Genomic DNA, 25526 nt, shown 5'->3' on the forward strand with positions numbered 1-25526 from the left:
TGAGGTTCCCGCCCAGCGGGGAGCGCGGACCGAACGGCCCGCGCTCCCCGGATGCACCTCTCACGGAAGTTGACGAACGATGCTGTTCCGACGCACTACGGCCCTGATGGTGGCCGCGACCTTGACGGCGGGGAGCGCTGCGCTCAGCGGCGCACCCGCGCAGGCCGCCGTACCCGGCCCGATCCTCTCCTACGACTTCGCCTCGACGAGCGCCGCGGGCGCCCCCGTCACCGCGGGGACGGCCTTCACCGACTCGGTCGGGAACCGATCCGCCACGGTGCGCGGGAGCGGCGCCACGACGGTCGTGGGTCCGCGAGGCGGGAACGATCGCGCCCTCGGTCTACCCGGAGGCGTCGCCGGGAGCTCTGCTGCATTCGCCGAGATCGCGCCTGGACTGACCTCGACGTCGACCGCCGACCTCACCGTGTCAGCCTGGCTGCGATGGGACGGCGGCCAGAGCTGCAGCTGGGCGTACGCCCTCGGGCAGTCGACCGAGCGGTACCTCTTCGCCACCCCGCAGTGCGGCGGGAACCTCATCGGCGCGGTGAAGGACGGCTCTGAGCAGCGCGCAGCGGACACCGGCCCCGCGGCGTCCGACCGTTGGAGCCACGTCGCCGTCGTGCTCCGCAGCGGAGTCAGCGTGTCGACCTACGTGGACGGTCGGCTCGCGCAGACGACCCCGACCTCCGCGACCGGCGCGGCGACCGTCGGCACCTCGACCGCCTCCGGACTGCTGGGCAAGTCGCTCTACGGCCCTGACCCCCTCTTCGCGGGCGCGATGGACGACGTGCACGTGTACTCCAGTGCCCTGTCGCAGGAGCAGGTGCGTGAGGACGCGGCTCCCGCCGCCTCCGTCGTCGCGGGCTCCGATGCCGCTGCGGCGACGTTCTCGGTCACCCAGCCCGTCACCGGCGACATCGCCCTCCCGACCCGCGGCGCGGGCGGCTCCCTCCTGACCTGGTCGAGCAGCGACCCGTCGGTCATCGGTGCCGACGGGACCGTGCGCCGACCGGCACCCGGAACAGCGAACGCCGTGGTCACCCTCACGCCGAGCGCGACCTTCGCGGGATCCGCCGCGACCGGCACCGCGCGCTCCGTGACCGTCGTGGCCGACACCGAGGCCGACGCGACAGGACGCCTGCGCACCGCCCTGGTCGTTCCCCCCACCGTCGCGTCCGGCACCACGTTGCCCACGATCGCCGGGTACACCGTGTCGTGGAGCGCCGACGGCAGCGGCCTGTCAGGGGGACGCCTCGTCAACGACACGGCATCCGACCAGGCGATCTCGCTCACCGCCTCCGTGGCGGTCGGCAGCACCACGCTGACGAAGACCTTCCGCACCACCGTCCTCAGCGCCACCTCAGGGAAGACCGTCGTCGCCTACACGCGGACGCCCACCGGCGAGCTGAAGGCCAACCAGGACACGGTCGCCCGCAGCGTGCACCTGGCTCTCGGGTCGTCCGTCGACACATCGGCACCCCTCGCCGGCAACGGGGGCGTCCTCTTCGCCGAGGGCGTCTTCGTCGGGACCGACAAGGTGGACAACCGTGCCGTCGCGGCTCCGTCGCTCTTCACCTTCGCCGACGGGACCGTCGGCGTGCTCGCCACCCGTGTCCGCGAGGGAGGCGGACCTGACGGCACCGAGACCTCCAGCGCTCTGGTCTTCAAGGCCACCGACGCCACCGCGACCGACTTCACCGAGCTCGGCCTCATCGATCTCGGCACCACCGGAGGCGTCGCCTCGCCCCGCGCTGTCTACGACAGCGACCAGGAGCGTTACCTGGTCTCGTGGACGGATGCAGCGGGAGCAGCGAAGTACACGACCGTCACGGATCTGGCCCGCACGGAGCTCCGGACGCAGGCCTTCTGGCCGAAGGACGGCGGCCGCCGGAGCGTCGTCGTGACCGACGGGAACCGCGGACCGGTCCTCGGCGGGAGCCCCGCGACCGTGGCGACCGCCGACCTGTCCGCATTCGCCGGGCGTGTCGCCGACGCGGTCCCGGGCGGTGCGCTGGCTGTCTCCGCCTCGACCGCCGACGCGCTGACGAAGGCCTTCGGCCGCACGGTCAACACCGGATCGTCCGTCGCGCCACAGACGATCGAGCAAGGGGACGTGATCGCCCTCACGGAGGCGAAGGCCCGCCTGTCGTACGCCGACGGCTCGACCGGCAGCCTCGGCGTCGACTGGGACCCGCAGCAGCTCGCGGACATCGGCACGAAGGGCCCGGGGACGTACGACCTCTCGGGCACCGTCCGCCAGCGACAGTACGACGAGCCGTTCGCCTACAACCGCGCCGACCCGACCATCTACCGGTACGAGCGCGACGGGAAGACGCAGTACCTCTTCACGGCTACCGACGACACGGGCAACGACAACATCGCCTCCGAGCACCTCCCCATCCGCGTGGCCGACAGCATCGACCAGCTCAGCGACGACGACGGCGGGCGTGCCAGGGAGGTCGACCTGCTCAACCGCAGGACGCGGATGGACCGCACCGCCGAGGGGAAGGTGATCGCGGGCTGCTACTGGGCCCCCGAGATCCACGAGATCGGCGGCAAGCTGTCGATCCTGTTCGCCCCGTGCTTCAACCCGGGGAACGACCAGTCGAACCAGGACGCCGCGTGGTACACGGTGCAGGCCCACATCATGCAGCTGCGCGACGGGGGAGACCCTGCGGACCCGGCTGACTGGTCGGCGCCCCGCGCAGTCCTGAGGAGCGACTCGAGCGCCCTCGGACGAGCCGGCACGGGGCGCAACATCAGCCTGGACATGACCTATCTCGAGTCCGGCGGGACCGCCTACTACGCCTGGTCGCAGCGCTACGTCGACGGAGGCGCCAGCGACCCCGCGACCTGGATCGCGAAGGTCGATCCGAGCGATCCGACTCGCGTCATCGGCGAGCCGACACCGATCATCGTCCCGTCGCTCTCGTTCGAGGACCATCTGTCTGAAGGGGCGTTCGCGATCCAGCGTGACGGCAAGATCACGCTCGTCTACTCCAGCAGCGGCGTCAGCCCGAAGTACATCGTCGGCGGTGCCTGGGCGAAGGAGGGCAGCGACCTGACCGACATCGCCAGCTGGACCAAGTACGACGCTCCGCTCTTGAAGAGCGTCCCCATGCCGGACGGAGTCGTCGACTACCGCGCGTACGAGCAAGGACCCGGCCACGGGTCCGTCACACGCGACGAGGACGGCAACGACGTGTTCGTGTACCACACGTGGGGCAACGGGGTCGGGGGGGACGGCAGGGACACGCGGCTCGTCCGCATCCACTACGCCGCCGACGGCCGCCCTGTGCTCGACGTGACGCGCGACGAGGAGGTGGCGCCCGCCAACCGTGCGGTGACGACCACGGTGACCGTCCTGTCGCGACCCTCCGTGAGCGCCGTCGTGACGACGCGGTGCATCAGCGGCAAGGTCGTCATCACCACCGTGGTGAAGAACACGGGCACCTCGGCCATCGACGTCGCCACCGCGACGTCCTTCGGGTCGAAGACCGTGAAGGGAGTCGCTCCGGGAGCGTCGGGCGCGACTGCCACGACGACGCGGGCAGCGTCCATCACGTCGGGATCGGTCGCGATCACCGCGACGTCCACCACGGGCACCTCGCGGGAGAGCGTGGCGTACGCGTCGCGCAGCTGCGGATGAGCGGGGAGAGCGCAGGCGGGCCGATCGGCGGTCGTCTGTCGCGTCTGAGGGGAGACCTCGACAGGGACCTCGTCGACGGGAGCTCCGGGTCCGACGACGACGTCCTGGTCATCAACGGCAATGCCTTCACGATCACCTAGAAGTCGGCCTCGGCGCGATGCACGCCGCCGCCGTGACTCACCCGCTCACGTCTAAGGAGGCATTCTCAGCACATTCCCCACGGCGACGTCAGACGTCCCCACCCCCGATAGACCCCACTGAACCACCCTAGAAAGCGAACCATGTCAACAAGATCGAACTCCATCGCCGGCCCCGGCCGCAGCTCGTGGCGGCGCCGTCTCGGGACCATCGCCGCATCCGCCGCCATGATCGGCGCGTTCATCGTGGCGTCGCCGCAGACAGCCCCCGCTGAAGCAGCGACAGCCAACAGCGCCTACGTCATGGCGTACTTCAGAGAGAGCCCCAACGGGTCCGGCAACTCCAACAACGTGCACCTCGCCGTGAGCAAGGACGCGCTCGAATGGACGGCCCTCAACGACAACGCCCCGATCCTCGTCCCGACGCTCGGCACGAAGGGGATCCGCGACCCGTTCCTCTTCCGACTGCAGGACGGCAGCTGGGTGATGACGGCGACGGACCTCAAGAACGAGAACTTCGGGGCAGCCAACCCCTCGATCCACATCTGGACCTCGCCCGACCTGGTCAACTGGTCGAGCGACCGGCTGCTCAACATCAACAGCGCGAACCCCAACTCGTTCACGTGGGCACCTGCGATCTTCTGGGACCCGGCACGAGCGCAGTACGGCATCACGTTCAGCGCGAGTCCTACGGGCGGCCCCTTCGGCACGATCCTCGTCGTCTACACATCCGACTTCGTCACGACGACGGCGCCCGTGACGTTCTTCGACAACAACGGCCAGGGCGGTGTCATCGACTCCGACGTGCAGACCGACATCAACGGAGTGAACTACCTCTACTACCGTTCCCCTGCGCCCAACCAGACCGGCCTCATGGGCGCCCGCTCGTCGTCCCTCACGCCGGGCTCGTTCACCCCCTACACGACCGGCCTGTACCAGGGTGGCTGCGTCGAGGCGCCCACCGTCGTTCGATCTCTGTCAGACCCCAACTCCTGGTGGCTCTGGGGTGACAACTACTGCCCCAACAACAAGTTCAACGTCTGGCAGGGAAGCGTCACGACTGGCTCGTGGACGCCGCTCAGCCAGCGGAACTTCACGGCGCCCATCGGCTCCAAGCACAACAGCATCCAACCCATCACGTCGACCGAGTACAACGGCTTGACCACGAAGTACGGGCAGAGCAGCTCGACCCGCCTCAAGTCGTCGAACTTCCCCGACCGCTACGTCCGCCACCAAGGCGGGGCTGCGCGCATCGATGCGTTCCCCTTCGACCCCCAGCAGGACTCGCAGTGGAAGATCGTTCCCGGTCTGGCCGATCCGAGCGCTGTCTCCTTCGAGTCGGTCAATTTCCCCGGACAGTACCTTCGGCACTCGAACTTCTCGGTCGTCCTGAACGCCAACGACGGCAGCGCCGGCTTCGCGGCTGACGCGACGTTCAAGAAGGTCGCGGGTCTCTCCGACCCTTCCTGGTCCTCGTTCCAGAGCTACAACTACCCCACCAGGTACCTGCGGCACAGGGACTTCTCGTTGCGGATCGACCCGCTGTCCAGTTCCGAGTACGCAGACGCCACCTTCCGGCTCGTCCCCTGAGCCCTCCCGGACTCTGAGCCACACGCGAAAGCCGCCCCGAGGGGCGGCTTTCGTCGTTCGCGTTCATCGAGGCGCCGAGCGGCTCAGCGATCGTCCGCGTTCGCGGTCACTCCCTCTGCACGACCGGGATGCGCGCCCTCCCGGCGGCCTTCCTCCTTGGCCTGCCGCACGAGCGCGGCGACACGGCTGCGCGAGCGTGAGCGACCCGCGAGGAGAGCCGAGAGGACGAGTGCCGTTCCGAGCACCACGAGCAGTTGTGACCACGGAACTGCGGCCGCCGTCGCCGTAGCGGTGACCGGCTCCAGATCGACGGCCTCCCCTCCGTCCGGTGAAACCACCGTGGGGGCGACCTGCAGTTCGGCGCTCGCGACGATGAGGGGCCAGACGCTCCTGAGCGGGATCGACACCGCCCTGCGGTCGCCCGGCAGCAGTTCCTGTCGCGCGGCGTCGTCGGCGACGATCGGCGCGGAAGATCCCTGTGCGCGGACGGTCCCGTCGAGGACGAGGCGGACGTTGCCGGTGTTGACGATGTCGGCCTCGACGGTCAGCGACCCGGCGGCGAAGGGGTTCCACGACATCTGGTAGTCGACCCGCATGCCGTCGACGGCGACAGCCGGAACGACGTCGCCGGTCACCCTGGTCATCACGCGGAAGCCGATGCGGCTCTCGACCCCGACGGACGCGCCTCCGGCGCCGGCGCCGACCGAGACCAGGGACGCCGCTATGCCGGCTGCGTGGTCTCCGGGCTCGGCATCCGAGGGCACCGAGACCGTGAACGGGACGATGCCCGTCGCTCCGGGCTCGACGGTGACCGTCTCGGGAGCGGAGATCCACGTGCCGGCGTCCGTCGACGGCCTGTCCGAGGGGAGCATGGAGAAGCGGCCCGCGTCCGTGAAGTAGCCGTCTGCCGCGTCGATGCGGAACGTCACGGTCTCGTCGCTGAGATTGCGGACGGCAGCTTCGTCGGAGGCGGTGGCACCGGGGCCGAGGTCGAGCTCGACCCAGGACCGCTCGTCCGGAGCACCGTCCGTGGCGGGGCTCACCGCCCACGTCACGCCTTGGGGGGCTGACGCGGCTGACGCGGCCGGAGCGGCCGCCGCGACGAACCCCCCGGTGACGAGACCGACGAGAACGAACCCGGAGAGCGCGTGGAGGCGCGTCGCCGGACGGCGCCCGCCGGAAGAGGATCGGCGTGGACCGGTCATGGAAACCTCTTGATCTTGAGTAGGACGCACGAAGCGGCCGGGCACGAGGTGCCCGGCCGCTCACGGCTGACGGGGGACGAGGGCGTGCCTCGTGGAAGTTACTCGAACAGGGAGAGCGTGATCGTGGAGCTGTAGTCGCCGGCGTCGACGGTCGTCGGCGTCTTCAGGGTGAGCGCCGCGTCGGCGGTCCACGACCCCTCGCTCGCTATGCCGGCGGAGTCGTCGGTGATCGCGAGGAGCTCCTGGTCGACGAGGCCGACACCGTCGGGCCCACCATCGATGGCGGTGTCGACGACGTCGCCCTCGGCGACGAGGCCACTATCGCCCCCGTCGATGAGGTTCGGAGCCCAGCCGAGGTTCTCGGCGCCGATCGTGCTCAGGCCGTCCGAGGAGACGAAGTCGGTCGCGGTCCCCAGGACGTACCAGCCAGCGTCCGCGGGGATGTCGGCGGGATCGCGGGTGTCGGTCACGGTGACGGTGGGCAGGGTCCCGGTGAACTGGCGGATCACGCCGGTCGAGCCGTTCTCGGCCAGCGCGGTCGAGGTGCCCGCCACGGACATCGCGAGAGCGCCTCCTCCGCTGAGGGGTGCGATCTGGACGGTGACGTCGACGTCGTCGGTGCCGATCTCAGGTTCTGCGGCGGCCGCCGTGCCGGCGACGCCGAGGAGGAGCATGCCTCCGGTCAGGCCGACGGCTCCGCGGGCGAGGAGGGAGCGGGTGTTCATCTCGGGTGTCTCCGTTCTGCGTGGGCAGCATCGCCGACGCGGTGGGGTGGTGAGGGTGGGACAGGGGTCAGCGGCAGCCAGCAGCGGGATAGGGGGCGACAGCGCTGGTCGTCGCGGGCTCGCCCGAGACGAAAGCCGTGGCGGTCACGCTCACCTGTCCCCCGGCGACGCTCGCGTCGCGGGTGGTGAACGCGTGCGTGGCGCTCTTCCCGGCACCGATCTCGTCGATCGTCTTGACGCCGTGGGCCGAGGTGATGACGACCTTGATCGCGAAGGTGTTCGGGTTGGTGACGGTTACCGAGAGGAAGACCTTGCCCTGTACGCAGCGCGTCCTGCTCGAGGCGGCGACGGTGACCGCGGGCACGGCCACGTCGGCGATCTCCTGAGCGCCGGCGCCCTCGAGTGTCGGTCGCACCTTCTCCATGAGGCCGGTCGTCGGAGAGAACGTGACCCGGTCGATCGTCGTCTCACGGTGCGTGCCGTCGCCGCCGGAGAAGGCGAAGCGGTGGTAGGCGATGTACCAGTCGTCGGTGCCCGGCACGTTGATGACCGAGTTGTGGCCCGTGGCGAGGATGCCCAGGGCAGGATCCTTCTCGAGGACCACACCTCGGTAGGTCCAGGGGCCGTCGATGCTCGTCGCGGTGGCGTACCCGACCCTGTAGTTCTCGGACCCCGTGTCGTCGATGGAGTACGTCAGGTGGTACAGCCCGTTGCGCACGTTGACGAAGGCGCCCTCACGGAAGTCGGTCAGGCCGTCGATCCGCTTGATGGTGTCCACCTTGATCGAGAGCATGTCGTCGGCGAGTTCGGCGTAGACGGGAGCTCCGTTGCCCCAGAAGAGGTAGCTCTTGCCCGTCGCCGGGTCGGTGAACGCGGCTGGATCGATGGCCTGCCCGGAGTTCACGGCCTCGCCGTTCGTGATCATGGCCGTCGGCTGCGCGGCGAAGGGGCCTGTCGGGCTGTCGGCGACGGCGACTCCGATCGTCTTGCGGTCGAGCGCGGCGTTGTGGCCGGAGAAGTAGAAGTAATACTTGCCGTTCTTCTCCGAGATCGTCGGTGCCCAGGCGTTGCCGGCCGCCCAGGGGACGTTCCCGTTCGCACCGTCGAGTGTCAGGATCGGTCGGTCCGAGCGGGTCCAGTCCACGAGGTCCTTCGACGACCACACCCAGAACTGGTTGCCGCCCCAGCCGGGGACGCCGTCGGTCGTGGCGTAGACGTAGTAGGTGTCTCCGAAGGCGGCGATGTTGGGGTCGGCGTAGAGCCCGGGGATGGAGGGGCTCCCCATCGAGATCGCCTTCAGCGTCCAGGTGGTCGTCGAACTGCCGTCGAGCGGCGTCAGCACCACCCGCTGAGGTGTGGACAGATCGCGCACGGTCCCGGAGGCGGGGCTGGCGACGACGCCGGCCGCGGTCGTGTAGGTGGGAGCCAGGGAGGTCAGCGCGACACCGGGCTTCACCGGCAAGGTGACGACTCGGTTGACCGAGTCGATGATCGGCGCGGTCTTGAGGACGTCTCCGCCGATCGTCACGTCGGACAGGGTCGTCGTGTTCCCGGAGGCGGAGAGCACCTCGGCCGGGCTCAGCGCTCGGTCGTAGATCGCGAATTCTCGGATCTGGCCTCGGAAGCGATTGTCAGCGTCGTAGTTCGAACGGCCGATGTAGTTGGCCGTCGTCCTGCCGGCTCCGATGTCCTTCGGATCGATGGTCACGGTCGAGCTGCCCACCTTCACCCCGTCGAGGTAGAGGGTGGCGGTCGTTCCGGCGAGCGTGTACGTGAGGTGCGCCCAGGTGCCGCGCGGCACTGCTGCACTCTGCGACACCGTCTGCTCCGTGGTCCAGTTGCCGGTGGTCAGGCTGGTGCGGTAGTCGTCTCCGGAGGTGAAGAGGTATCCGTCGCCTGCTCCGGCCGTCGTGTTGCCCAGCCCGTAGAGGAAGTAGGGGGAAGCCTGGGCGGGGTCGATCCAGACGTCGGCCTCGACGGTGATGTCGGTGACATCGGCGAGCAGGTCGTCCGGGAGCCTGACGAAGTCGTCGACGCCGTCGAGCTGCAGAGCACCGTCGTTCCACGTACCGCCTGCGACGAGCTCCCCGTCCCGACCATGTCCAGAGCTGTCGAGGACAGATGTGCCCGCATCGGCGTCGAAGGCATATCGAAGGATCTCACCCGATGCACCGACAGCATCTGCCGGGGCGTCACCCTGGGCTGTAGCGGCGGACGCTGACGACGTCGCCAACACGGGAGCCATGAGGGCCACGGTCGTCGCGAGGACGAGCGGTCGCAGGAAGGGCTTCATCACACGTGCTCCTAGTTCGGCGTCATTGCTGAGGAGGGCTGAGGCTGTCAGTGATGTTCACGGTAACACCCAAACGGGGGTCAGCGCGAGCGAACTGGCCCACTCGGTCTGCCCGTCGCTTCCCCCTCAGCGGTCGGCGGCGATCATCTCGACGATCGTGTCGACCGTCAGCCACGGGCCGTTGCTGACCTCGCCGATCTTCTCGCGGTCCTTGAACACGACGATGCGATCGCTGAGGCGAACGACTTCGTCGAGGTCGGACGAGATGTAGACGATGGCGACGCCGTCCGTCGCGAGCTTCACGACATGGGCCTGGATGTCGACCTTCGAGGCCACGTCGATCCCCTTGGTCGGCTCGTCGAGCACGAGGAGTCGAGGCATGGTCGCCAGGCACCGTGCCAGCACGACTTTCTGCTGGTTGCCGCCGGAGAGGTACTTGGCCAGGAGGTCGGGATCCGCCGGCGATATGTCGAGCGAGTCGACGTAGGCACGGACGAGGCCGTCGGTCTCGGCGGCAGAGAGGGGTCGAGACCAACCGCGAAGCGCCTGGATGCCGAGCACGATGTTCTCGCGGACCGAAAGCTCGCTGATGATGCCGTCCTCGTGGCGGTTCTCGCTCGCGTGCGCGATCCGATTCCGCATGCCCGAGCGGGGTTCGGCAACTTGCGTGGGCTCACCGTCGATCAGGACGCGTCCGCGATCGAAGCGATCGGCGCCGCTGAGCAGGGAGGCCATCTCCGTGCGACCGGAGCCTCGCAGCCCGGCGAAGCCGACGATCTCGCCACGATGCAGCTCCAAGTCGGTCGGTGCGACCGCTCCTCGACGGCCGAGGCCGAGAGCCTGGTACATCGGCGGGCCGACGGGCTGCCGGCGATGCTGGCGGCGGTCTGCGCCGATCCGCCGTAGCGCCTCGATGTCCTCGCCGAGCATCGAGGCGATCAGCTCGGCCCGGTCCATGGAGTGCGCGGGGTATTCGCCGACCGTGCTGCCGTCGCGCAGCACGGTGATCCGGTCGCTCAGGGCCAAGACCTGTTCCAGGAAGTGCGAGACGAACAGTATCGCCACACCGCTGTCGCGCAGGCGTCTCAGGACTGCGAAGAGCCGGACGACGTCGTCGAGGTCGAGACTCGAGGTCGGTTCGTCGAGTACGAGGACGCGGGGGCGGTCGATCATCGCCCGACCGATGGCCACGAGCTGGCGGAGCGCCGGCGACAGCGAGCGCACGGATGCTCGCGGATCGACGGCTCCCATTCCGAGCTCTCCCAGCACCTCGGCTGCTCGCTGGTGGGTACGCGACCAGGAGATGCCGAAGCGGCCACGGACCTCGTGCCCGAGCATCATGTTCTCGCCGATGCTCAGGTTGTCCGTGAGCCACTCATCCTGGAACACCGCCGAGATGCCGGCCGATCGTGCGTCCGCCGGCCCCGAGAAGCGGCGCTCGACGCCGTCCACCGTGACCGTTCCGGCGTCGGGACGATGAATGCCTGTGAGGGTCTTGATCAGCGTCGACTTGCCAGCGCCGTTCTGCCCCATCAGCCCGTGGATCTCTCCCGGGGCCAGACACAGACGTGCGCCGGTGAGAGCCGGGCCCGAGGTGAAGACGACGTCGATCCCGACCATCTCCACCGTCGGGTGGGGAGAACCAGGAGTCGCCGTCGACTGCAGATCCACGTGCCGCCCTCGGATCGTGTGCGGCACGGCATCGGGGCTGCCGTGCCGAGGTGTCGCCGATGATACGCGACAGCTGACGACGGATCACCTCACGATGATCAGGCGCGCGGCGGCGCAGTGGAGTCGCGAACCACCAGCTGTGTCGCGATGCGTGTGCGCCGGGGGATCTCCTGGCCGTGCACGTGGGCGTGGATCACGTCTGAGACCGTCGTCCCCAGCTTGTCGAAATCCTGCCGCACCGTCGTCAGCGGAGGCAGCATGTGGCGAGCGCTGGGCAGATCGTCGAAGCCGATGACGCTGACGTCCTGCGGAACACGGATCCCCCGTTCGGCGAGACCGTGGATCACGCCGAGGGCCATGTCGTCGTTGGCGACGACCATCGCGGTGAACTCCGGGACCGAGGTCAGGCTCGCGGCGAACTCGTAGCCGGAGTCGGGCGTCCAGTCGCCGACGACTATGGGGCGTTCTCGCATCCCCCAGGACTTGGCGCGCGCGTGGAAAGCACGTTCACGAGATCGAGCGTCGAGCCAGTCCAGAGGGCCGGAGAGGTGCAGGACGTCACGATGCCCCAGCGACGCGAGGTGGTCGACCGCCTCCGCTGTGCCCGCTTGTTGATCGACCGAGACCGTGAGGAAGGTCGGGTCGTCCTCGGACTTCACCACCAGTGTCGGGACCCCGATCTCGATGGTGCGGAGGGTCGCCACGGACGAGGAGCGCGGCGCGATGATGCACAGGGCGTCGATGCCCAGCCCCGTCAAGTGCTCGACGGCGTCGACCGGAGTCATGTCCCGTTCGTCTCGCAGTGCGACGGACGTCACTGAATAGCCCCTCGACCGCGCGGCCCGCTCGATGGCACGCAGGGTGCTCGAAGGACCGAAGGCGTCTCCGCTCTCGACCAGCACGCCGATGCGCTCCGTGCGCTGCGTGACGAGCGATCGAGCCGCGACGTTGGGTCGGTAGTTGAGCTCGTCGACTGCCTTGAGCACCTTTGCGCGAGTGGAGTCCCTGATGTTCGGGTGGCCGCTCAGTACGCGCGAGACGGTCATGTGCGAGACGCCTGCCACCGCGGCGACTTGTTTGAGGCCTGGCCGACCGGACACCACGACGATCTCCTCCCCGATCACGGGCATGCGAGTCCCGGGCCCCTGAGCGACTGGTAAAACGCCGATCGCTCAACTCCAGCTTAGTGACGCAGGAGAGGAGGGCTCGACGTCGTGACCCTCGCTTCGCGCCCTCAGTGACCTGAGCACCTCACGCGTTCAGGCCTCCCGCGCGGCGAGTTGGTGTCGGAAGTGTCGCCGGATGGCTGTGGCGCTGATGAGCCCGAGGGCTGTGATAATCGCGGTGGCGCTGAAGACTGAGTGGGTGCCTGCGATGCCTCCGAGCCATCCGGCGAGGACGGGGCCGGCGACTTGGCCGATGTACTGGGCCGAGACGTTGTAGCCCAGCACCAGTCCGACGCTCGTGTCGGGGAGAAGTCGGCGGATCGTCGCGACGACTGTGGGGGTGATGCCGCCGAGGGCGATCCCGGTGAGGAATCGCAGGATCGCGAAGGCGATCAGGTCATCGACGACCGCTTGCGCGGCGAGGAAGAGCGTCGCGGCGATTAGGCTCAGGGTGAGGACCTGCATGTGGCCTATCCGGTCAGCGAGTTTGCCGAGGTTAGGACCGGAGAGGATCGTGCCGAACGCGGTGATGGAGAACACGACTGCGGCGTAGAGGGCGGTGTCGTCGGCTGAACCGGTGAGGGAGCGGACGTGCTCGGCGATGATCGGTTCGACTGAGATGGTCGCGAACATCAGCAGGGTCGAGAGGCTGAGCAGAGCGATGACCGGCAGCTTGTAGGGGACGGCGGCCCACGAGCTCGACGGCTTGGACTTCTCCGTTCGGCGATCGAGCCGGGGCGCCTCTTTCAGGAACAGGGTCGTTCCGAGGAAGGCGAGGAAGATCAGACCGCCGGTCGCGAGGAACGCTCCCTGAACGCCGATCGTCTGTGCGAGGGTTCCGCCGATCAGAGGGCCTGCGATGGTGCCGGCCATGATGGCGGAGGAGAGGGTGCCCAACGCCCACGCGGAGCGGTCTCTGGGGGTCTGAGCGGCGACCAGGATGGTCGATCCGGAGGCGTAGCCGCCGAGGAGGCCGACCAGCAGGCGCAGGAGCACGAGTTGTGTGACGTCTTGGGCGAGTCCGATGAGCGACATGGCGATCGCCATGCCGAGGCTTGCGCGGATCAGCATCGGCTTGCGTCCGAAGCGGTCACCGAGATAGCCCCAGAGTGGGGCTGTGAGAGCCGCGGTCAGGAACGTGGCGGCGTAGGCGATGCCGGACCAGAGGGTCACGGCTGCCCTGTCCTCGACGCCGAGGTCTCGGACGTAGAGAGGCAGGATCGGCAGGATCAGGGTCATGCCGATGATCGTCGTGAACGAGCCGAGCGCGCACACGAGGAGGTTGCGACGCCAGATCTGGGACGTGTCAGACGGCAGAGGGGTGGTGGTCATGAGCGCTCCGTGCGAAGGGGATGTGCGCAGGCAGCACGTCCACCGCGACGGGGGCGCCTACCTAGCTAGGACCCGTCGCGGCGAAGAAGGAGCTGCCGGATGACCATGTGCTGCACACCATAGCCCAGGCTGGGCCTGGCTCGAGGACTCCCCGAGAACCACGACGACGCCCTCACTGCTCGATCCCCGTGCCCCGCATCGCCTTCGGCCGGGCACCGAAGGAGAGGACCGAGATGCCGGGCACCACCGCCGCCGGCAGCACCACAGCCCTGAGCAGGAGCGGGATCGGCGACGGCCGTCGTCCTGCTCCTCGGGCGCTACGCACTGCAAGCGATGGGGGCGACCGAGGGCGATGCGCCCAGTGAGGCGCCGATGGGCTTCCCCGTGACGGCCGTGGTCACATCAGCGAAGGAGGAGTGCGTGTCAGGCGGCTGCTGGACCGTCTTCGACGTCGAACCGGCCGACGATGTGATGCAGGAGCAGCTGAGGGCCGAGCTCGAGACGGAGCTCGGCGACAGCATCCCGGGCACCTTCCTCGACCCCCGCCGCATCAGCGTCTACATCGAGGACTCGGGGCACGGTCTCGACGTGCGCGGCGACTTCTGGAGCTGGCCGGCGGCGCCGTGACCGGTCTGATGGTCGAGACGCAGGCCGTGCGCGCGTCCGCACGGGGCTCGAGCGGCGGTGGTCCGATCCGTCGACCCACCCGGCGGGCATCAGCGGGCCGCGGCGGCCTCCGCGCCCGCGGCCCCCGACGTCGCGAGGTCGCTCTTCTCCAGCGGCTGGCCGGCACCGAGGGCGGCCGTCCACGCGTCCGTCGTCGCGACGGCGGCGAAGTTCGAGTGCAGCAGCGCCATCAGGGTCGTGTGCACGGTCTCGGCGTCGACGGTGCCGGCGGCGTTCGCGATGCTGATCGCCCCCGTCGCGTCGGAGAGGACCTCCACGGCCACGCCGTGCGCCTCGGCGTCGGCGGCCGACGCGACGATGCAGTTGTTGGTCATGTAGCCGACCAGGGTGACGGTGTCGACCGAGGAGTCGCGGAGGACGCCCAGGAGGTCCGTGTGCGCGAACACGGAGCTGTACTGCTTCGTGACGGTGTGCCAGTCGTCCCGCCGACGCCGCTCGATCTCGGGGTGCAGCGCGAAGCGGTCCGTGTTGGGGTCGAACACCGGAGCGCCCTCGCCGGCGGTGTGCTGCACGACGACGACCAAGGTCCCGGCGTCGGCGGCGGCGTCGATCGCCGCCCCGATCCGCTCCAGCGAGTCGGCGACGGGCGGGTGCTGGATCTCGAGGGGACCGTCGAAGTACTCCTGCTGGACGTCGACGACGACGAGGGCGCGGGTGGGGGTGGTCATGGTGCCTCCTGGCTGAACGGGACGGGATGGGGCTGGACGGGGCGGCGCGGGTGCGTCGTGACGATCCTCGCTGCTGACCCGCGACTCCACCGCCACCCCGGATGCTGCTCGAGACCTCCCACCCGGAGCTGTCGCTCAGCCCTCCGCGGGCCGCGACCTCGTCGGGAAGGGGTCGTTGGGGCCGGGCGCCGGCGTGCCGTGCGTGTCCTCCTCGTCCTGCGAGTGGCCCGAGGCGGCGTCGACGAAGCGCGCCCCGCCCACGGCCGCGGTGCGCCGGACGAGCTCGGCCACGAGGGCGTCGTCCTCGGGCTGCAGGGCGTCCTCGGGGGCGACCTCGACCATGACCTGGCTCGCCGGGCCGAGCAGCAGCTCGGCCGTCACCGCCACGCCGTCCTCGTCGGCCGTGGGCACCTCGACGATGTCGGTGGTGCCGTTCTGGCCGAGCGCGGCCGCGTACGCGAGCACCGCCTCCGCGATCGCGTCGCCGGTCATGACTCGGTTCTCGCCGTAGACGATGTACTTCACGGGCTGTCCTCTCGTTGACCATGCCACTCAACCCCGTCCGCCCCAGCACGGCACGGCACGGTGCGCTCCGGGGCCACCTCCGAGGAAGGGGGGAGCAGTCTCGACCGATGACCGACAGAGACGACACCTTCACCGCCCTCAGCGTCCAGCGCGCCCTCGAGAACGTGGAGGCGGGCGGCAAGCCGTTCGCGTGCCTCCTCGTCCGTGACGGCGAGGTCGTCGTCGAGGCCGTGAACCACGTCGCCCAGACCGGCGACCCGACCGCCCACGCCGAGATCCGCGCGATCAGGGCGGCCGCCGAGCAGGGCATCACCGACCTGCGCGGCGTCGTCGCGTACGTCACCGCCTACCCCTGCCCGATGTGCCTCGGCGCGCTCTACTACGCGCAGCCCGACCGCGTCGTCTACGCGGTGTCGCGCGAGGAGGAGGGCGAGCACTACGAGGACGGCAACCGCCTCATGTCGCTCGCGACGTTCTACGACGAGTACGCGAAGGGCATCGACGACAGGGCCCTGCCGGCCGAGCACGGCACGGCCGACGACGCGACCGCCCCGTTCGTCGCGTGGACGGCGCGGCACGCGTCCTGAGCCCGCGCGGGCGACGCCCGCCCCGTCGCCGTCAGCCCCAGTAGCCCTCGAGCTCGGCGGCCGTCAGCTCGACGGCGCCGACCAGCCGAGCCGACACGGCACGCAGCAGCTCCTCGTGGCGGAGCGCCGCGAGGGCGGTGGTCACGAGAGGCCGAGGACGAACAGCACCCCGGCGACGAAGGTGCCGCACGTGGCGACGGCCGACGTGGCGACGACGAAGAGGGTGACCTGGCGGTCGCGGTCGCGGACCTCGGTGAAGGGGCTCCTGGCGGTGTGGAAGCTCATGAGCTTCTCGTCTCCGGCAGCCCTGCGGCGCTGCCTGTTCCTGCGGTGTCTGCCCGCCGTGAACCGGGCATGTGCCGGCGTCGCGGGCACGGCCACATCGTCGCATCGATGGGGGTCCAGATGGTTAACGACGTGAACTACTGCGTTCCGCGGACAGTCACAGCTCCCATTCACGCGCATCGATCGTTGACAGGCCCCTGACAACCTTGTCAGGATCGCTGTCGATCACCTCGCGCTTCCCCTCACACCCCTCGGACGACGGAGTCCTGCATGCCCTCATCCCCTCGGCGCCGCACGGTCGCCACCACCTCGATCGTGACGGCGGGCCTCCTCGCCGCCCTCACCGGCCTCGGCACGGTCGCCCCGGCCGCTGCGGCGCCGACGGCCGGGGAGGTGGCCGCGGCGCAGACGGTCACCGAGGGCGACGCCCGCTTCCAGGTGCTGTCGCCCACCCTCATCCGCACCGAGTTCGCGCCGGGCGGCGCGTTCACCGACGCCGCGACCTTCACCGTCGTGGGCCGCGACTCCTTCGCAGCGACGCCGTTCACCACGACGCGCGACGACGGCTGGCTGACCATCGACACGGGGGAGGCGCGGGTCCGGTACGAGATCGGCTCCGGCTCGTTCGACCAGGGCAACCTGGAGCTCAGCCTCACGACGGGCTCGGGCCAGCAGGTCGTGGCCGCGCCCTGGCAGCAGGACGACCCCGCGCGCTGCGTCGTGGGCGTCCGCTGCGAGGCCGAGACCCTCGACCTCGTCGGGCTCGCCCCCGCCACGAACCACACCGGCGCGACCGGCGACGGCTTCGTCGCCGGGTTCGAGCGCGTCGGCGACGCCGCGAGCTTCTCGGTGACCGCCGAGCAGGCCGGCCCGCACGACCTCGTCCTCCGCTACGCGAACTCGCAGGGCGGCGACGGCCAGGTCACGACGCGCACCCTCAGCGTCAGCGTCGACGGCGGCGCCGCGCAGACGATCTCGCTGCCGCCGACCGCGGGCTGGGACGACTGGGCGCTGGCCCGGGCGACCCTCGACCTCGCCGAGGGCGAGCACGACGTCGTCGTCGAGCGCGCCTCCGGCGACTCCGGCAACCTCAACCTCGACGGCGTCGCCGTCGTCGAGCCCGGCGCGGCGTACCCCGCCGAGGCGCCCGCCGCCGTCGAGACCGTCGACTGCGCGTACGGTGCCCCGTGCGAGGCCGAGACGACGGCCCTGGCCGGCGGTGCGAGCGTCGGCGACGACCACGACGGCGCCTCCGCCGAGGCGTTCGCCGCCGGCCTCGGCCGCGGCGCGTCGTTCACGGCGCACGTCACGGGCGTGCCCGCGGGCGAGCACGTGCTGCAGATCCGCTACGCGAGCGCGCAGCCCGACGCGCGCACCGTCTCGGTCAGCACCGGTGCCGGCACCGTGACCACCGCCTCCCTCGAGCCCACCAGCGGCTGGGACCACTGGCGGACCGTCAGCGTGCCCGTCACCCTGTCGGAGGGCGAGGACGACGTCACCGTCGGCTGCCCCGACGACGCGAGCTGCCAGCTCAACGTCGACACCGTCGCCGTCGCCTCGGCCGCCGCGCCGCTGCTCGCCCCGCACGCCGCGCTCGGCGGCTACCGTCGCGACCTCGACACGGCGAACGGCACCGTCGACACCAACGCCGGCCTGCTCTACCAGGACGGCTGGTCGCTCGTCGACGACAGCGCCTCGGCGCAGTACGACGAGGCCACCGAGACCCTCACGCCGCGACCCGTCGCCGAGGGCCAGGACGGCTACCTCTTCGCCGCGGGCGACGACCACGAGACGGCCCTCGGCGACCTGGCCACCCTCACCGGCCCCTCGGTGCTGCTGCCCCGCTGGGCCTACGGCGTCTGGTACTCCGAGTACTACGACCGCACGCAGTCCGACTTCTCCGACACGATCGTGCCGCGCTTCGCCGAGGAGGGCGTGCCGCTCGACGTGCTCGCCGTCGACACCGACTACAAGGCGCCCGACAAGTGGAACGGCTGGGAGGTCGACGAGACGAGGTTCCCCGACATGGCGGGCTTCCTCGCCGGGCTCGAGGAGCAGGGCGTCCACAACACGCTCAACGTGCACCCGAGCATCACGCAGGGCGACCCGCAGCTGCCCGCGGCCCAGGCCACGGCGCAGGGGAACCTCGTCCCCGACGGGGACCGCTTCCTGTTCGACTGGTCGGACCCGGCACAGTTGCAGGCCTACTTCGACCTGCACGACGAGATCGCCGACCAGGGCGTCGATGTGTTCTGGCTCGACTGGTGCTGCAGCGACGCGTCGCGCTACTCGCAGCCCGGCGTCACGCCCGACGCGTTCATCAACGACCAGTACGCGCAGCGCACGGCCGACCGCATCGGCCGAGGCTTCGCCTTCTCGCGGGCGTACGGCGCCCTGACCGCGGGCGGCTACGGCAACCCGCAGCCGGTGCCGACCGGCCCGTGGGCCGACAAGCGCACGACGCTGCACTTCACCGGCGACACCACGTCGACGTGGCAGATGCTGCAGGCCCAGGTCGGCTACACCCCCGGCGAGTCGGCGGCGACCGGCCTCTCGGCGATCAGCCACGACATCGGCGGCCACACCGGCGGCACCACCTTCCCGGGCGCGGAGGCCGAGAGCACGAAGCTCGCCGACGACCTCTACGCGCGGTGGGTGCAGTTCGGCACGTTCCAGCCGATCGACCGCCTGCACAGCAACCACAGCGACCGGCTGCCCTGGCAGTACGGCGCGGCGGCCGACGCCTCCGCGACGTCGTTCCTGAACCTGCGCGAGGCGCTGATGCCGCTCACCTACACGCTGTCGGCGGAGGCCACGCGCACCGGCGTGCCCGTCGTCCGGCCGCTCTACGTGCAGTACCCCGAGCAGCAGGAGGCCTACGCCATGGCCGGCAGCGAGTACCTGTTCGGCCCCGACGTGCTCGTCGCCCCGGCGGTGACGCCCGGCGAGACCGCCACGACCCGCGTGTGGTTCCCCGAGGGCAGCACCTGGACGGACTGGTTCACGGGCGAGACGCACGCCGGCGGCACCACCGCCGACGTCACGACCGGCCTCGACGCCATGCCGGTGTTCGTCCGCTCGGGCGGCGTCGTCGCGACGCGGAGCACCGACGTCGCGAACGACGCGACCCCGCTGACCGAGCTCACGCTCACGGCGGCGACCGGCAGCGACGGCGCCTTCTCGCTCTACGAGGACGACGGCGTCAGCGCCGACCTCACCGCCTCGGCCCGCACGGCCGTGACGTACACGGAGCAGGCCGACGGGGGCGTGCTCGACGTCGCCGAGGTCGACGGCAGCTTCGACGGGCAGGTCTCCGATCGCTCCCTGACGGCGGTCTTCACCGACGCCGAGCGCCCCGCGGTCGTCCGGGTCGACGGCACGCCCGTCGCCGCCGAGGCCTGGAGCTGGGACGAGGCCACGCGTCGCCTCACGGTGCCGGTCGCGAGCCGTCCCGTGGCGCAGGCCACGTCGGTGTCGTTCTCCACGACCGCGGTCGTCGACCCGGGCCAGCCGGGCGACCCCGGCACCGGGCCGGGCGCCCCCGTCGACCCGGGCGCACCCGGTGGCGACCCGACGCCCGTGCCTCCCGTGGCGGCTCCCGGTGACGGGACCGCCCCCGGGCAGGCCGCCGGCACCGCGGGCGACCGCGGGCCCCTCGCCTTCACGGGCTCGGACGTCGCCGGGGTGCTCGCCCTGGTCGCGGCCGCCCTCGTGGGCACGGGCCTGCTGGTGACGCGGGCGTCGCGCCGACGGGCACGTCGGGAGGGCTGACAGCCGGAGGGACGACGGAGGCGCGGTGCAGGTCGACCTGCACCGCGCCTCCGTCGTGCGTGCCCCGGGCCCGGCGACGTCGATGCCCCTCGGCACCGCCGGGCCCGGGTCACTCCTGCGTGCTCACCCAGTCGTCGATGTCGAAGTCGGCGCCCTGGGCGGGGAGCGCCGACGGCTGCACGTCGTGCGGGGCGATGCGCTGCGCGAGGCGCCCCTCGATGTAGGCGACCGTCTCGGCGTTGTCGGGCTCGGGCAGCGGGCTGTTCGTGCTCTCGGCGACGAGGGCGACCCCGGCCGACAGGAACAGCGTGGCCGAGACCACGTCGCCGTCGGCGCCGTAGGCGGTGAGGTCGATGGAGTCGGCGGAGCCCGTCTCGCCGAGCATCGCGGCGTACTCGAGCACGGCGTCGGCGATCGCGTCCCCCACGAGGAAGTCCTTGTCGGCGAAGGTGATGTGCTTCATGCGGACCACGCTAGGCAGGCGACGCCGGGCGCGACCGAGGGTTGACGGAGGCGGGGGGCAGGGGGTAGCCCGTCGGCGGAGGCTCGTCGGGTCGCGGGGCGCGGTGCTGTGTCGTGCCGTGCCGTCCGGTGCAGTGTCGTGCTGTGCCGGCCCGGGCGCGCGCGTCCGTCGCCGGGCGGGGGCGCCTCCCCGGGGTCGCCGCTCGCGTGTGCTGTGCTGGGCACATGGATCAGGAGACGACGACGTGGGTGCTGGTCGCCCTGCTGGTGCTGGCGCTCGTGGGGGTCGTGGTCGCGATCGTCGTGGGGCGTCGACGCAGCCGGGCCGCGGCCGCGGCTGCGACGGCCCGGGTCGAGGCCGCCGAGACGGCCCACCGCCAGGAGCTCGAGCGAGTCTCGGCCTCGCACGACGAGGGCGTCAGCAGCCTCGAGGCCCAGCACGCCCGGGAGCGTGACGAGCTCGAGGCCCGCCGCCGCGACGCGGAGGAGCGCGCCGAGCAGAGCCAGGAGTTCGCCACCCGCAGCATGCGCTGGGACGAGCCCTCGCAGCGGGCCGTCGTCGACGCCTGCACCGAGCTCGGGCTCGACGGCGTGCTCGTCACGAACGTCGTCTTCGTGCCGGTCGACGCACCGCGCACCCGTCGCTTCGTCGCGCAGGTCGACCACGTGCTGCTGCTGAGCTCCGCCGCGGTCGTCATCGAGAACAAGGGCTGGAAGGGCGTCGTGCTCGACGGCGTCCAGCCGCGCGACGTGCACTCGTCGATCGGCACCCTCTTCGGCGACGCGACCTTCGAGCCGCCGTTCGCGGTGCAGGTCTCGCGCGAGTCGCCGACGTCGTTCCGCATCACGAGCCACGAGGGCCGCGAGTCGCCGGCCGCGCAGGTGCGGCGGCAGGCGCAGCGCGTCTCCGACCTCGTCGGGGCCGAGACGAGCCGCACCCAGTGGTTCGACACCGCCGTCTTCTACTCGCACCCCGACGCGGAGGTCTGGGCGGCCGAGACCGACGCCACCGAGGCCGGCGTCACGACGACGATCGTCGCGGGCGGGCGTCAGCTGCGCAGCTTCCTCGAGCGGGTCGGCGACCGGCCGCGCACCCTCGCGCCCACCCGGATCGACGAGCTCGCCGAGCTCTTCGCCCGGCACGGCGCCGACGTGCGTCGCTTCGGCGCGATGGCGGTGCCGGAGGGGCGCTAGCCGTCCCGGGCTGGCACGGCCCCAGCCTCTCGCCCGCGGCGCCCTTCCCCGCATCGCCGCCGCTGCCTCCGGGCCCGATCACGCTCAAATTTGAGAGCGATCGGCTCGACACGGGCCAAGAACTGGGGGAGTCGCGGGTCGGCAGCCCGGATCTCTCTCGCTTTCCCGAGAGACAGCGGTCCGGCGGTCCGGCGGCCCGCCCCGGTCCCAGCAGGCACACTCGGGCGCCGCTAGCCGCGCTGCACCGCCTCGAACGCCGCCCGCGCCGCCGCCGCGACGAGCGCGTCGTCGTACGCCGCCGCCGGGTCGGTCCGCGTCGTCAGCACGGCGATCACCACGGGGTCACCACCCGGCCGCGTCACGACCGCGACGTCGTTCCGGACCGGCCCCGCGCCTCCGGACTTGTCGGCCACGGCCCAGCCCTCGGGCGCCCCGGCCCGGACGAGCGCGTCGCCCGTCGCGTTGCCCGACATCCACTCGAGCAGCTGGGCGCGGTCGTCGTCGCCGAGCCACTCGCCCGCGACCACCCTGGCCAGCAGGCCTCGGACGGCGGCGGGCGTGGTGGTGTCGGCCGTGCTCCCGGCCGTCGGGCGGTTGAGCTCGGGCTCGCCGTGCACCACGTCGGTGACGTCGTCGCCCTGGGCCGCGAGGGCCGCGTCGAGGGCGGCCGGCCCGCCGAGGTGCTCGACGACGAGGTTCAGCGCCGTGTTGTCGCTCTGCCGCACTGCGGCCTCCGCGAGCTGCCCGAGGGTCAGGCCGGTGCCCGTCGCGGCGCTCGTGGCGGGGGAGTACCCGGCGGCCGCCACGTCGTCCGCCGTCCAGGTCACGACCTCGTCGAGGTCGGCCGGCTCGGTCGCGTCGAGCAGCGCGGCGGCGGCCAGCGCCTTGAGGCTCGAGGCGTAGAGGAACCGTTCGTCGCCGCGGTGCTCGAGGGCCCGGCCCGTGCCGGTGTCGACGACGCTGAGGCCGACGCGGGCTCCGTGCTCGGACTCGAGGGCGGCCAGGGCGGCGTCGAGCTCGGGGTCGTCGACCACCGTCGTGGCCGGCGCGGTCGGCGAGGGAGTCGCCCCCGCACTGGTCGACGTCGTCGAGGAGTCGCGGGTCGGCTCCCCGGAGCCGGCGCCCGACCCGGCGTCGGCCGTCGCGCACCCGGCCAGCGCCACGACGAGGGCGAACCCGGCACCGCTCGCGGCGGAGAGGCGGCGGACGACGGGGCGGGGGAGGCGCGGTGACGGAGAGCGGATCATGCCTGCATGCTCGCACCCCGCCGGGGCTCGTCGGCGGGGGATCGTCCCCTGGTCGCCGGAGATCAGCCGAAGGGACGACGTCGCGGCCGTCGCGGCGCGAGAGGGTGAGGTCGACCCCGGTGCGACCCGGGGGTCAGCCCCCTGTCGCGGCGCCCCGCGAGACGGTGTGCTTGAGGTCGACGCCGACGGGCGGCGTTGACGCCCGAGAGGAGACCACCGTGACCGACGGCCGTCCGCCCCTGCCCCGCCACTTCGTCGTCACGCTCGCCGTCGCGTCGCTGCTGCTCGGCGTCGTCGCCTGCACGCCGGGCCTGCACGACCTGCCGGGCGCACGCGACGCGCCCGATCGCCCGGCGGCCGAGCTCGTCCACGACTGACGCGCGACGGAAGGGCTCGCCCTCACACCCTGTCGGCGAGCTCCCTTATCCAGTTCTCCGTGGGAACGCCCAGGCGCTCGTTGACCATCACGTGCACCTTGGCTGCCATGGCCCGCTGCTCCGGTGTGATCGGATCTGCTCGGCCCGCGGCGACACGGGCGTCGTACGAGACCACGAGGCGTCGCGGCCCTCCCTCTGACGTCTCATGCTCGATCGGCTCCATCGTCCTCACCTCGTTCGTCGTGCCCTGATCCTCCCGCGGCCGGCGGAGCCGCGTCCAGCCCGTCGGCGGTCGAGTTCTCGCACCGTCGCCCCCCGGTGGACGTCTCCTGGGAGTCGCGACACGTGTCGTGGGCACGCCACTACCGTCCAGCCCATGAGCCAGACACGAGAACGACTCACCACAGCTCTCCTCGTCGCCGGCGTCCTCGGCCTCGCCGCCGGGTGCACCTCCGACGACCAGGTCAGCGCCGCCCCGGCCGCCACCGACGTGGCCCCGACGCCGGGCGCGACGGCCTCGCCGACGCCCGTCGAGGCCGCCAGCCCGGAGGAGGCGCTCGTCGCCGAGTACCTCGACGCCGCCGTCGCCGGCGACGCGGCTGCCGCCTGGCAGCTCCTGACCCCGCAGGCCCAGCAGTTCTACTCGACCGAGCAGACCTTCGCGGGGCTCTTCGGCCGCGACGGAACGGTCTCCGCCGACGAGGCTGGCCAGCTGCTCGCCGGCGACATGGTGTCGAGCGAGGGCCCCGAGGGCGCCTTCACCCTGGTCAGCGTGACCACCGACTCCGAGGCCGACGCCTGGGTCGTGCGGGCCGTCGACGGCGACCCCGCCGACCTGCGCATCGACGACGCCGGCGTCCCGCCGACGGGCGGGTCGCTGTACGAGTGGCGGAACCCCGCGGCGGGCGCGGAGGACGCTCGCTACGAGGCAGGCCCCGCCGTGCTCGACGCCAGTCGCCCCGCGACCCTCTCGTTCGCGAGCCCCGCGAGCACGGACAGCGACGTGCCCTCGACCGTCGGCTACCCCGACGCGCTCTTCGGCTGGGTCGACGGCACCTCGGTGCCCGTCGAGCTCGGCGCCGCCGCCGGGTCGGAACGCCAGTTCACGGTCGACGTCGAGCCCGGCGACGGGGCCCCGACGGCCCTCACCGTCGTGTGGGAGACCGGCCTCGACGGCGGGGCCCCCGCCTCCTGGCGCAGCAGCACCGTCCTGCTCTAGCGCCGCCGACCGCGACCGCGACCACGACGCCGAGGCCGGCGCCGACGACCCTCAGCCGCGGGCGGCCGACTGCGCGACCGCGTGGTCGGCCTGCTCGCGGCTCAGCTCGGTGAGGCCGCCGCAGTTGCTGCACCGGTTCAGCCAGCGCTTCCGCAGCGTCACGAGCGGCACGAAGAAGAGCGTCGCCTTCGTGGCGTGCTCCTCGACCTGCTGCGGCACCGTCTTGTCGCAGAACCGGCAGGCGAAGACGACCACGGCGAGCACGCGGCTCTTCACGGTGGTGCCGAAGAGGATGAACATCGGTCGACCGTAGCGGCCCGGCCTGCGAGGCGGCGCGGTGGGGGGCAGGAGGCGCGGGCCCTTCCCTGGGACGCGCCCGCGCCTCCTGCGGTTCACTGTCAGGGGGAGGCAGCGATGAAGCACATCCGCTACGACGGCAGCACGATCACCACCGGCGACGACATCGCGGAGGCGGTGGTCGAGTACGCGGCCGCGCTCGGCGCGAACGGCGGCACGGACACCGTCCACGTGCCCACCTTCGACGCGCACGGCACCGCGACGACGTCGACCATCCTGATCGGGCCGGCGAGCCAGATCGTGGTCTCCGACGCGGACGAGGACGAGCTCGAGCCCGAGGACGAGGGCTTCGTCGGGCGCCTCCGGGAGGCGTCGGCCGCGGCCGGGTCGGTCCAGGTCGTCCACGCCGACCGCGGGCCGACGGCCTCGGAGCGCTGAG

General features: G+C 71.4%; 22 protein-coding genes. 9 read left to right on the plus strand and 13 right to left on the minus strand.

The window, feature by feature from the left end:
- The first annotated feature begins 79 nt into the window (after window positions 1-79).
- Together ASF82_RS00880 and ASF82_RS00885 are read left to right on the plus strand one after the other, a co-directional pair.
- Window positions 80-3649 (plus strand): LamG-like jellyroll fold domain-containing protein, encoded by a 3570-nt coding sequence (locus tag ASF82_RS00880; RefSeq protein WP_082514164.1) that lies wholly within the window; start codon window positions 80-82, stop codon window positions 3647-3649.
- Between the two features lie 281 nt (window positions 3650-3930).
- Complete coding sequence (locus ASF82_RS00885; protein ID WP_200931957.1) at window positions 3931-5376, plus strand: glycoside hydrolase family 43 protein; 1446 nt, start codon at window positions 3931-3933, stop codon at window positions 5374-5376.
- A gap of 83 nt (window positions 5377-5459) precedes the next feature.
- On the opposite strand, the gene ASF82_RS00890 is transcribed toward ASF82_RS00885, so the two are convergent.
- From ASF82_RS00890 to ASF82_RS00915, 6 genes are all read right to left on the minus strand, one after another.
- Window positions 5460-6626: a WxL protein peptidoglycan domain-containing protein gene (locus ASF82_RS00890; protein WP_156369868.1), complete on the minus strand. Its 1167-nt coding sequence runs from the start codon at window positions 6624-6626 to the stop codon at window positions 5460-5462.
- 53 nt (window positions 6627-6679) lie between these two features.
- Window positions 6680-7306, minus strand: a complete 627-nt coding sequence (locus ASF82_RS00895; RefSeq protein ID WP_056052186.1) for a hypothetical protein — start codon at window positions 7304-7306, stop codon at window positions 6680-6682.
- Between the two features lie 67 nt (window positions 7307-7373).
- A complete protein-coding gene (locus ASF82_RS00900; RefSeq protein ID WP_056052189.1) occupies window positions 7374-9599 on the minus strand; it encodes a family 43 glycosylhydrolase in 2226 nt (741 codons plus the stop codon).
- 126 nt (window positions 9600-9725) lie between these two features.
- The gene (locus tag ASF82_RS00905) at window positions 9726-11270 is read right to left on the minus strand and encodes a sugar ABC transporter ATP-binding protein (protein WP_235491120.1); all 1545 of its coding nucleotides are present in this window, start codon (window positions 11268-11270) and stop codon (window positions 9726-9728) included.
- 98 nt (window positions 11271-11368) lie between these two features.
- A complete protein-coding gene (locus ASF82_RS00910) occupies window positions 11369-12394 on the minus strand; it encodes a LacI family DNA-binding transcriptional regulator (protein ID WP_235491121.1) in 1026 nt (341 codons plus the stop codon).
- Between the two features lie 135 nt (window positions 12395-12529).
- Entirely contained in the window at window positions 12530-13768 is a 1239-nt protein-coding gene (locus ASF82_RS00915; RefSeq protein ID WP_056052196.1) for an MFS transporter, read from the minus strand.
- 420 nt (window positions 13769-14188) lie between these two features.
- Between ASF82_RS00915 and ASF82_RS00920 the strand changes: the two genes are divergently transcribed.
- Window positions 14189-14395, plus strand: a complete 207-nt coding sequence (locus ASF82_RS00920) for a hypothetical protein (RefSeq protein ID WP_156369869.1) — start codon at window positions 14189-14191, stop codon at window positions 14393-14395.
- An 89-nt stretch (window positions 14396-14484) separates the two neighbouring features.
- Here ASF82_RS00920 and ASF82_RS00925 read toward each other — a convergent pair whose 3' ends face one another.
- Window positions 14485-15123 carry an isochorismatase family protein gene (locus ASF82_RS00925; protein ID WP_056052202.1) on the minus strand — a complete coding sequence of 213 codons (639 nt, stop codon included), beginning with the start codon at window positions 15121-15123 and terminating at the stop codon, window positions 14485-14487.
- Between the two features lie 135 nt (window positions 15124-15258).
- A complete protein-coding gene (locus ASF82_RS00930; RefSeq protein ID WP_056052206.1) occupies window positions 15259-15648 on the minus strand; it encodes a hypothetical protein in 390 nt (129 codons plus the stop codon).
- Window positions 15649-15755: 107 nt separating this feature from the next.
- Here ASF82_RS00930 and ASF82_RS00935 point away from each other — a divergent pair, with 107 nt between their 5' ends.
- On the plus strand, window positions 15756-16235 hold the full coding sequence (locus ASF82_RS00935; protein WP_056052209.1) for a nucleoside deaminase: 480 nt from the start codon (window positions 15756-15758) through the stop codon (window positions 16233-16235).
- A gap of 141 nt (window positions 16236-16376) precedes the next feature.
- On the opposite strand, the gene ASF82_RS15400 is transcribed toward ASF82_RS00935, so the two are convergent.
- Window positions 16377-16520 (minus strand): hypothetical protein, encoded by a 144-nt coding sequence (locus ASF82_RS15400; protein ID WP_156369870.1) that lies wholly within the window; start codon window positions 16518-16520, stop codon window positions 16377-16379.
- A gap of 270 nt (window positions 16521-16790) precedes the next feature.
- Between ASF82_RS15400 and ASF82_RS00940 the strand changes: the two genes are divergently transcribed.
- Window positions 16791-20291: a TIM-barrel domain-containing protein gene (locus ASF82_RS00940; protein WP_082514169.1), complete on the plus strand. Its 3501-nt coding sequence runs from the start codon at window positions 16791-16793 to the stop codon at window positions 20289-20291.
- 109 nt (window positions 20292-20400) lie between these two features.
- On the opposite strand, the gene ASF82_RS00945 is transcribed toward ASF82_RS00940, so the two are convergent.
- Window positions 20401-20754, minus strand: coding sequence for a hypothetical protein (locus tag ASF82_RS00945; protein ID WP_056052213.1), 354 nt, complete (start codon window positions 20752-20754; stop codon window positions 20401-20403).
- A gap of 224 nt (window positions 20755-20978) precedes the next feature.
- On the opposite strand from ASF82_RS00945, the gene ASF82_RS00950 reads away from it, so the two are divergent.
- Entirely contained in the window at window positions 20979-21947 is a 969-nt protein-coding gene (locus ASF82_RS00950; RefSeq protein ID WP_156369871.1) for a nuclease-related domain-containing protein, read from the plus strand.
- Window positions 21948-22177: 230 nt separating this feature from the next.
- Here ASF82_RS00950 and bla read toward each other — a convergent pair whose 3' ends face one another.
- Window positions 22178-23194 carry a class A beta-lactamase gene (bla, locus tag ASF82_RS00955; RefSeq protein WP_082514178.1) on the minus strand — a complete coding sequence of 339 codons (1017 nt, stop codon included), beginning with the start codon at window positions 23192-23194 and terminating at the stop codon, window positions 22178-22180.
- A gap of 218 nt (window positions 23195-23412) precedes the next feature.
- Between bla and ASF82_RS15405 the strand changes: the two genes are divergently transcribed.
- Entirely contained in the window at window positions 23413-23571 is a 159-nt protein-coding gene (locus ASF82_RS15405; RefSeq protein ID WP_156369872.1) for a hypothetical protein, read from the plus strand.
- A 22-nt stretch (window positions 23572-23593) separates the two neighbouring features.
- On the opposite strand, the gene ASF82_RS00960 is transcribed toward ASF82_RS15405, so the two are convergent.
- Window positions 23594-23746 (minus strand): hypothetical protein, encoded by a 153-nt coding sequence (locus tag ASF82_RS00960; RefSeq protein WP_162240243.1) that lies wholly within the window; start codon window positions 23744-23746, stop codon window positions 23594-23596.
- 201 nt (window positions 23747-23947) lie between these two features.
- Here ASF82_RS00960 and ASF82_RS00965 point away from each other — a divergent pair, with 201 nt between their 5' ends.
- Window positions 23948-24790 (plus strand): hypothetical protein, encoded by an 843-nt coding sequence (locus ASF82_RS00965; RefSeq protein WP_056052222.1) that lies wholly within the window; start codon window positions 23948-23950, stop codon window positions 24788-24790.
- A gap of 51 nt (window positions 24791-24841) precedes the next feature.
- Here the strand turns inward: ASF82_RS00965 and ASF82_RS00970 are convergent, their stop codons facing one another.
- On the minus strand, window positions 24842-25090 hold the full coding sequence (locus tag ASF82_RS00970; RefSeq protein ID WP_056052225.1) for a zinc-ribbon domain-containing protein: 249 nt from the start codon (window positions 25088-25090) through the stop codon (window positions 24842-24844).
- A 114-nt stretch (window positions 25091-25204) separates the two neighbouring features.
- Between ASF82_RS00970 and ASF82_RS00975 the strand changes: the two genes are divergently transcribed.
- Entirely contained in the window at window positions 25205-25525 is a 321-nt protein-coding gene (locus ASF82_RS00975) for a hypothetical protein (protein ID WP_056052228.1), read from the plus strand.
- The last annotated feature ends 1 nt before the right edge of the window (window position 25526 follow it).

This window comes from Frigoribacterium sp. Leaf164, assembly GCF_001423665.1.
Classification (GTDB): domain Bacteria; phylum Actinomycetota; class Actinomycetes; order Actinomycetales; family Microbacteriaceae; genus Frigoribacterium; species Frigoribacterium endophyticum.

Bases quoted from the DNA above. Each gene is read 5' to 3' on its own strand.
- ASF82_RS00880 (WP_082514164.1), top strand. From the start codon at position 80: ATGCTGTTCCGACGCACTACGGCCCTGATGGTGGCCGCGACCTTGACG.
- ASF82_RS00885 (WP_200931957.1), top strand. From the start codon at position 3,931: ATGTCAACAAGATCGAACTCCATCGCCGGCCCCGGCCGCAGCTCGTGG.
- ASF82_RS00895 (WP_056052186.1), bottom strand. From the start codon at position 7,306: ATGAACACCCGCTCCCTCCTCGCCCGCGGAGCCGTCGGCCTGACCGGA.
- ASF82_RS00900 (WP_056052189.1), bottom strand. From the start codon at position 9,599: ATGAAGCCCTTCCTGCGACCGCTCGTCCTCGCGACGACCGTGGCCCTC.
- ASF82_RS00915 (WP_056052196.1), bottom strand. From the start codon at position 13,768: ATGACCACCACCCCTCTGCCGTCTGACACGTCCCAGATCTGGCGTCGC.
- ASF82_RS00925 (WP_056052202.1), bottom strand. From the start codon at position 15,123: ATGACCACCCCCACCCGCGCCCTCGTCGTCGTCGACGTCCAGCAGGAG.
- ASF82_RS00935 (WP_056052209.1), top strand. From the start codon at position 15,756: ATGACCGACAGAGACGACACCTTCACCGCCCTCAGCGTCCAGCGCGCC.
- ASF82_RS15400 (WP_156369870.1), bottom strand. From the start codon at position 16,520: ATGAGCTTCCACACCGCCAGGAGCCCCTTCACCGAGGTCCGCGACCGC.
- ASF82_RS00940 (WP_082514169.1), top strand. From the start codon at position 16,791: ATGCCCTCATCCCCTCGGCGCCGCACGGTCGCCACCACCTCGATCGTG.
- ASF82_RS00945 (WP_056052213.1), bottom strand. From the start codon at position 20,754: ATGAAGCACATCACCTTCGCCGACAAGGACTTCCTCGTGGGGGACGCG.
- ASF82_RS00950 (WP_156369871.1), top strand. From the start codon at position 20,979: ATGGATCAGGAGACGACGACGTGGGTGCTGGTCGCCCTGCTGGTGCTG.
- bla (WP_082514178.1), bottom strand. From the start codon at position 23,194: ATGATCCGCTCTCCGTCACCGCGCCTCCCCCGCCCCGTCGTCCGCCGC.
- ASF82_RS00965 (WP_056052222.1), top strand. From the start codon at position 23,948: ATGAGCCAGACACGAGAACGACTCACCACAGCTCTCCTCGTCGCCGGC.
- ASF82_RS00970 (WP_056052225.1), bottom strand. From the start codon at position 25,090: ATGTTCATCCTCTTCGGCACCACCGTGAAGAGCCGCGTGCTCGCCGTG.
- ASF82_RS00975 (WP_056052228.1), top strand. From the start codon at position 25,205: ATGAAGCACATCCGCTACGACGGCAGCACGATCACCACCGGCGACGAC.